Source organism: Novosphingobium sp. SG707, assembly GCF_012275515.1.
Taxonomy (GTDB): domain Bacteria; phylum Pseudomonadota; class Alphaproteobacteria; order Sphingomonadales; family Sphingomonadaceae; genus Novosphingobium.
On sequence record NZ_JAAZQL010000012.1, the window covers coordinates 117,307 to 124,545 of the forward strand.

5 protein-coding genes, 1 tRNA gene and 1 pseudogene are annotated in these 7,239 nt (G+C 59.4%); 1 reads left to right on the forward strand and 6 read right to left on the reverse strand.

Going from position 1 to position 7,239, the window contains the following annotated elements:
* Positions 1-14: 14 nt before the first annotated feature.
* Positions 15-1,454, reverse strand: coding sequence for a glucose-6-phosphate dehydrogenase (gene zwf / locus FHW92_RS23170; RefSeq protein ID WP_168605672.1), 1,440 nt, complete (start codon positions 1,452-1,454; stop codon positions 15-17).
* Positions 1,455-1,717: 263 nt separating this feature from the next.
* Complete coding sequence (locus tag FHW92_RS23175; RefSeq protein ID WP_168605660.1) at positions 1,718-2,659, reverse strand: peptidylprolyl isomerase; 942 nt, start codon at positions 2,657-2,659, stop codon at positions 1,718-1,720.
* Between the two features lie 76 nt (positions 2,660-2,735).
* On the opposite strand from FHW92_RS23175, the gene FHW92_RS23180 reads away from it, so the two are divergent.
* Positions 2,736-2,826, forward strand: a tRNA-Ser gene (locus FHW92_RS23180).
* A gap of 576 nt (positions 2,827-3,402) precedes the next feature.
* On the opposite strand, the pseudogene FHW92_RS25930 reads toward FHW92_RS23180, so the two are convergent.
* The 4 genes and pseudogenes from FHW92_RS25930 to FHW92_RS23200 all read right to left on the reverse strand — a co-directional run.
* Positions 3,403-4,443: pseudogene (locus FHW92_RS25930) on the reverse strand (recombinase family protein); the annotation flags it as partial.
* Positions 4,436-4,837 carry a helix-turn-helix domain-containing protein gene (locus FHW92_RS23190; RefSeq protein WP_168605661.1) on the reverse strand — a complete coding sequence of 134 codons (402 nt, stop codon included), beginning with the start codon at positions 4,835-4,837 and terminating at the stop codon, positions 4,436-4,438. The pseudogene FHW92_RS25930 and the gene FHW92_RS23190, both read right to left, overlap by 8 nt.
* A gap of 72 nt (positions 4,838-4,909) precedes the next feature.
* Positions 4,910-6,418, reverse strand: coding sequence for an LA2681 family HEPN domain-containing protein (locus FHW92_RS23195; protein WP_168605662.1), 1,509 nt, complete (start codon positions 6,416-6,418; stop codon positions 4,910-4,912).
* Positions 6,419-6,510: 92 nt separating this feature from the next.
* Positions 6,511-7,239: DUF5677 domain-containing protein (locus FHW92_RS23200; protein ID WP_210428664.1), on the reverse strand; the 729-nt coding region annotated here is incomplete at its 5' end.

A 7,239-nucleotide genomic window follows, 5' to 3' on the forward strand; every position in this document is an offset into this window, starting at 1 on the left:
CTTTGTCCTATTCCTTATTCATGCCACGCCACGCCATCCTTGGCGGCAAGGGCGATGGCGGCGGTCGGCCCCCAGCTTCCTGCGCCATAGGGGTTGGGCGTGATGCCATTGTCGGTCCACACCTTGCGCACACCGTCGATCCAGGCCCATTGCGCCTCCACCTCGTCGCGGCGGACGAACAGCGTCTGATCGCCCTCTATCAGGTCGAGCAGCAGGCGCTCATAGGCAATGCGCTTGGTCGGGCCAGCAAAGGCGTCTTCCATGCTGATGTCGAGCGGCACTTCGCGCAGGCGCAAGCCTCCGCGATCCAGACCCGGCACCTTGGCATTGGTGGTGAAGGTGATGTTTTCCTCGGGCTGGATGCCGATGACCAGCCGGTTGGGCTGGGCAATCGCGCCGCGCTGGGCAAACATCGAATGGGGCACCGGGCGAAACTGCACGACGATCTCGGTGGTCCGCTTGGGCAGACGCTTGCCGGTGCGCAGATAGAAGGGCACGCCCTTCCAGCGCCAGTTGTCGATATGCGCCTTGATCGCCACGAAAGTTTCGGTGGCCGAAGGCTGGCCCAATTCGTCGGCATAGCCGGGCACCGAAGCGCCGTTGATCGCGCCCGCGCGATACTGGCCGGTCACGGTGTCGCCCGCAGCAACGGTGCGGAGTGAGCGCAGGACCTTGGTCTTTTCGCCCCGGATCGCGGCCGGGTCAAACCGGCTGGGCGGCTCCATCGCGACAAGGGCGAGCAGTTGCAGCATATGGTTCTGCACCATATCGCGCAGCGCGCCCGCGCCGTCGTAAAAGCCCACGCGCCCTTCAAGGCCAACCGTTTCCGCCACGGTGATCTGAACGTGCTCGATATAGTGCGAGTTCCAGATCGGCTCGAAAAGAATGTTGGCAAAGCGCAGCGCCATCAGGTTCTGGACGGTTTCCTTGCCCAGATAGTGGTCGATGCGGAAAATGCGGTCTTCGGGAAAGGCCGAGGCCACCGCGTCATTGATATGGCGGCTGGTGTCCAGATCCGTGCCCAGCGGCTTTTCAAGGCCGATGCGGCTGGTCTCGTCGGCAAGTCCGCTGGCCTGAAGGCCCGCAATGGTGGGTTCGAACAGGCTGGGCGCGGTGGACAGGAAAATCGCCAGACCATCCTGACGCGGGCCGACCTTGGCGGCCAGATCGGCAAATTGCGCGGTCTGGTTCGCGTCGAGCGCCTGATAGGTCAGCCGCTGGAGAAAGCCGGGGATCGCGCTCTTGCGATAATCGGGCAGGAACTTGCCCAGCGCATCGGCGGCAAAATTGCGGAAGCCATCGTCATCGAGGTCGGAGCGGGCCGTGCCGATGATGCCCAGCTTTTCCGGCACCAGAGCATCGGCATGAAGCGCGCACAGCGAGGGCAGCAGCATGCGCTGCGAAAGATCGCCGGTGGCGCCAAACAGCAGCAGCTTGTCGGCGGTAAAGCTCATCGATGGAGTCCCCTCGGGTGTCACGACTGTCACGGCTTTCTCCTTGGGTTGGAGTGCTTCCGCGCCATGGTTCACAGGGCCGCCTTGGTGGTGGCCCATTTGCTTGGGTGATCTAGCGCCCTGATGGGGTTTGCGCCAGTTCATCGCCCGGGAATGGCGCGGAAATCCTAGGGTTTGAATACGAATTTGCGGTATGAATAGGTTTTCGCCATGCGCCGTGCAAGGCTGCGGGGCGGCTCATCCCCGCCTGTTGTGCCCGCCCGTCACCCCCGGCGGCGGACGGGAATCGGGATGTTGCAGATGTCGGCGGCTCCGGGCGAATAGATGATGAAATCGTCATGCCGGTTGACCCGCGCGTTCACATAATCGCGAAATGATGCGCTGGCGCTGGAGAGATATTCGAAATGCGGCCGATCGGCAGGCGGCAGGTCATTGCCCTGCCGGATCGAGAGGATCGGCGTGTTCTTTGCCTTGTCATTATACATGCCGTTGCCCGGCGCGCGGGGCAGGGAGGAGAGATGCTCGATCCCCTCGATCACTCGTCCCACCACGGCAATGTTGCGGTCGAGCTGGCGCGGGGGCGTGCCGATCACCGCATAGAGTTCGGCCCCCATGCCCGTATCGGGCGAATTGTTGCGCCCCACGCCCACCGAGCCATAGCAATGGACGGGCCAGACATGGCTGTCGTCAAACGCCATGGGAAAACCCATGTCGATGCCCGTATGCGGGGCATAGGCATCGCGGCCCGGATTGACATATTCCGGCGCGGCAAAGGCGCGCAGCAGATAGTCGCTCTCGGGCACTTTGGCCAAGCCGGGCGGCAGGGGTTTGGCTTGCGGCGTATCCTCATCGGGATCGCCAAATTGCGCGACCCAATTGTCCTGAACCCGATAGACAGCGCCATTGTCCCACCAATGGGCGGCCGCCAGCTTGAGCATATTGCCGATCCAGCCCTGACTGATGGGCGCGGGCAGAAGCTGGATGATCACCTGCCGCGTTTTGCCGTTGCCATCCGGGGCCAGCGCCATCACCAGCAGGTCGGCAGGGTCGATCTCGCGCCAATCACTGGCCGGGGCGGCCTTGATGATCTCGGCGCTGGGGCGGGTTCTCGGTTTTTCCGGTGTGGGTTTTTGTGGCGCGGCCGCCATGGCCATCTGGGCGGCGGAAAGGGCAAAGGCGGCGGACAGAACAATCTTTTTGCGCATCAGGGCAATCTGCCTGCGCGCCCTCTCTTGCGCAAGCCGCGTTTCATCGCTAGGGGCCTGCCTTCCAGAGCAATGCGGAGCGGTGGCCGAGTGGTCGAAGGCGCTCGCCTGGAAAGTGAGTATACGTCAAAAGCGTATCGAGGGTTCGAATCCCTCCCGCTCCGCCATTTCAGTCCCAAAGTGGGCACGCTGATTCCCGCCGATTGCCCGCTAGAGGCCGAAGTAAGGGCGCGAAGCAGTTCGCCCTTTGATCCCACGATGCGGACATGACCTTCTCCGACCTCAACGCGCTGGGCAAAGGCCCGCAGATGATCCCGCCGATAGCCGCCGCCCTCCTGCCGAAGCCGACGCCGCGCGGTCGCGGCGAACTTGCGAAGGACAGTCGGTGTCACCGCCATGCTGCCGGAGCTTTCGAGCATGGCCTGTGCTCGCTCGGAATCGGCCTGCGCTTGATCGCGAAGCGCTCGAAGAGCGACGACGCGTTCCTTCAGCGCGGGGTCGTTCAGGTCGGCGACGCCCGATTCGATGGCTTCGTAGAGACGCTTCAAGCGAAGCTCTGTCTCGGCCGCGCGCCTGTTCAGTTCGGCAATATGCTCCCGGCGGCGCTCAGCCCGCTCCTCGCGCCGATCGAGGATCGACGCCAGGATTTCCTCGAGCCGCTCGGGCTGGAGCAGCCGGTTCTCAATATGGTCGCAGACGATGGCGTCGAGTTGCGGCATCGGGATCGAACGGCCGGAGCAGCCCGTCTCGCCCTGCCGCGCCTTGATCGAGCAGGTATAGTAGCGATAACGTCCGCCCTTGCCGGTGCGGAGTGTCATGGCTCCCCCACACTTCTCACAGAAGCAAATGCCGGTCAGCAAGGTCGGCCCACTGACGACGCGCGGCGGTGTCACCTTCGAGTTGCGGACGCGCAGATGCTCCTGCACTGCGTCGAACGTCTCCTGATCGATCAGGCGCGGCACCGGAACCACTACGATTTCGCTGACCGGTTTCAGTTCCTTGGACTTTGAGCGCTTGTTGAACTCGTGCTCGCCAACATAGGTGCGCCGGGTCAGGATACGATGAAGCTGACCGATGCCCCAACGCCCGCCGTCACGGGTGAAGATTCGGTTCCGATTGAGGTGGTTGACGATCGCCTTGACGCCCATCGGGCCAGAACCGCCTTCGCCCTGAAGGGCAAGCCGGTAGATTAGTCGCACGGTGTCGGCGTGTAGTGGGTCGATCTCCAGCTTCTTTTTGGTCTTGGTGCCGCGCTGCTCGGCCGCGATGATGCGATAGCCGATCGGCGGCAAAGCGCCGTTCCAGAAGCCCTGCCGGGCATTCTCCTTCAGGGCGCGCAGCACGTGCTTGGCGTTCTCCTTCGACTGATATTCGTCGAACAGCGCCATGATCTGCCGCATCATGACGTGCATCGGGTCGTCGCCGATCTCCTGCGTGATCGAGACCAGCTTGACGCCGTTCTTCGCCAACCTGCGAACATAAAACTCCAGCTCGAAGTGATCGCGGAAAAAGCGCGAGAAGCTATGGACCACGACGACATCGAAGGGCGCGGGCTTGGAAGTGCCGGCTTCGATCATCTGTTGAAAGGCCGGACGGCGGTCATTGGTCGCGGTCGCGCCCGGCTCGACAAAGGTTTCGACGAGTTGGTATCCGCGCGAGGCGCAATAGGCTTCGCCTTGTCGCTTCTGATCAGGGATCGACACATCGTGTTCGGCTTGCCGTGCGGTCGAGACACGCAGGTAGAGGGCGGCGCGGGTGGCGACCAAGGGAGCTTCTTTATTCATGGGCGGTCTCCTTTGGGCGAGATGGTTTGCGGCGCGAACTGGTCAGAGCCAGCTCCAGCACGACGCGATCGTGGATCAGTTTCGGGGCGAGCTTCTTGCCGCTCCGCTCCATGCGGACGAGGCCGTAGCTGGTCATCGCCTTGAGGGTGCGTGAGAGGTTGGACTTCGCGCGTCCGGTCAACTCGGCCAGGGCGTCGAGCGAATCCGGCTCGTTCTCCGCAATGAGCCGCAGCATGTCGCGGTTGGACGCCGACAAAACCTTGGAAAAGGATTCCGTCGAAATGAACCAGACCTTCGGATCGTCCGCTGACGGCTTCTCTTCGCCGCGCGCGATGCGCAGCGTGCGCGCCTTCATCTCTTCGGTGTCGGCAATGCCGATTTTCAGCGTGGTCACGGCGCGCGGCCTCCGTCTTGGCGCTTGCCAGCCAGACGCAGGCGTCAATTGGCGAAGCGGATATTCGCCGAATTAGTTATCATAGTAACATAACTGTATCAAGGTTATTCTGTCCTTAGTCTCGAGAAGATCGCTGTCGATGGAGAACCCTAGGCCTTCGCTGCTTGGTGCGGCCCACATAAATGGCCGTGCCCAGCCCTCGTGTACCTGGAGGAATTTGTGTTCGAGCGCGTTACGGATGTCATGCAGCTCTCGCGCATCGGGTCCGGTCGTCCGCTTTAGTTGATCGTCGAACAACTCCTTCGAAAGCCAGAAAAGTCCGCGAAGCGGCCAGTTTGGATAATCTTTAAGGCGGCCGAGAAGTCGTGGCTTCCCTTCGATCATCCAAACATTCTTGAAATTGATGCGATTGGCGACTTTTCCCAACTTCCAATAATGATCGACAAGAAACGCTACCTTATCGAGCAGAGAATAGGCAATACGGTATGCCGTCCGCACCCGTTCGGTTGCGAGCGAGTGCATCGGATAGTCTAGTGTGTCGAATAGCCTAACGCGACGGTCAGAAAAGTGCAGATTTGTGTCGGAAAGACCCTCGTATAGCATGAAGCGGGCCGACACATATTCCTGTTTCATCTGATTGAAGAAGCCGATGACTGGTGGTGGCGTCACGACGCCCGGTCTCTCATCGAACCTTTCGCTTATAGGAGGCAGGACGAGGTCGTCACATGCCGCTCTTGCGTGCGACCCGAGATCATTGAGTGGATTCAGGAATAGGCGATGGTCGAGACACCACTGCCGATACTTTTGTTCGACCTTGCTGCGCCCGAGCGGCGGCACACCAAAATCCTGCAGCTCGCGTATTCGATCGAGATCGCCCGCCGCAGCATATGTTTTGGCTTCTTCAGCGAACTGTTGCGCCAATGCATCCGTGTAAATGGAGTCGTGTACTGCATCGGCGGCGGTAGCGGCAATCAGCCCATCATGGGCGTGCAACAATAAGATCGCACGCTCGCGATCATCATCCAACATCCCAGCATAATGCTTGAGGCCATAGCCGCGATTGGCCTGCGCCATTGCGAACTTGGGAATGATGCGCAGCGCTGCGTCCCATCCTTCAATCGCGTCGATGAAGCGCCCCATCACAATGAGTTGGTTCGCTCGATTGGTCAGGATCTGACAACGACGCATAAGATCGAGTTCGACAAAGCCAGGATGAGCAGCCGCGCGAGACAAGGCAAGGATTTGCTGTTCCCGTTCGGGGTGTTCCCAAGCCCAGGAGCCGCGGATGCCGGAAGCCTCCTCTTTAACCGCCCACGCATTGGATCGATAATATTCGAGAACCGCGCCATGTTGGACGTTCAGATCACGCTTTGCAAATTCGTCGAGAAGGTAGATCGCGCGGTCTGCTCCCCGGGCGAAACCTGCGTCACGTGAAGCGTCGATCAGTGTACCGATATGATTGAGCGCAGCGTCATCGTCGAGCTTGCTGATCGAACGTTCACGCAATTTTTCGAGATCTTCACGCTCCAATTTTCTTTCCTGATAATGTCTATCCAAGGGACTGCTGCCCGTCTTCGGCATACAATGATTTTTCAGATCGATTTGATTATCTTCAGATATCCGGTTGCATGACAAAATTACGAGTTGCCTCGCTGTAAGACAAAAGCAAAATCTCAGCTTTCAGCCTCTTCCATCGTCTCAGACAGTTGGGACACAACAAGGTCGAACGCGACATGAGGCAGATCGAGACCATATACGTTATCAAAATGTCCGAAGGTCTTGCTGAGATACTTTGATGCTAGGTAGAGCCAATTTAGATCAATCGACGCTGGAGCTATCGCTGCTCCACGATGCCACCGATGAGCCGGATTCTGGCAATGGATCGTGTTGAACATACTCACATGTGCCCAGTTTGAATGCATAACGCTACTAAACGGCTGATAGACATAGTTGTAGAAGTCGATAAATCCGGCCTCTTCGGCCATCTTTCTGATGTTGAGACCGGACCAACTACCAAGATTCACCTCAACAAGAGCCTCAATCCGTTGCCCTGCTAGCCAGTCACTCCAGACTTTGATCATCTGACTCAGTTCAGCCGCGTCATTGGGGTCTGTCGCAGCCTCTAACGCTCGTTTTTGATGAGCAATCTGCAATTTAATAGCACCCTGTCCGTCCTCAATATAAAGACGTGCGCGTGGACGAGGATCTTTTAGAATCCAAGCTAGATTGATGAAGACGTCGGCGATTGCCCGTAGCAAAATAGGCGCTATGTGCGGCGTCCATACGCCTGGAGAAGATGCCATTTCCGTAACCGCCCGATTGCTACCGCAGCTTATAGGTCTTGACGATTTCGATGGTGGCAGGATCGGAGACAAAGTCCTGGAGGAATTGGTCCCATTCTT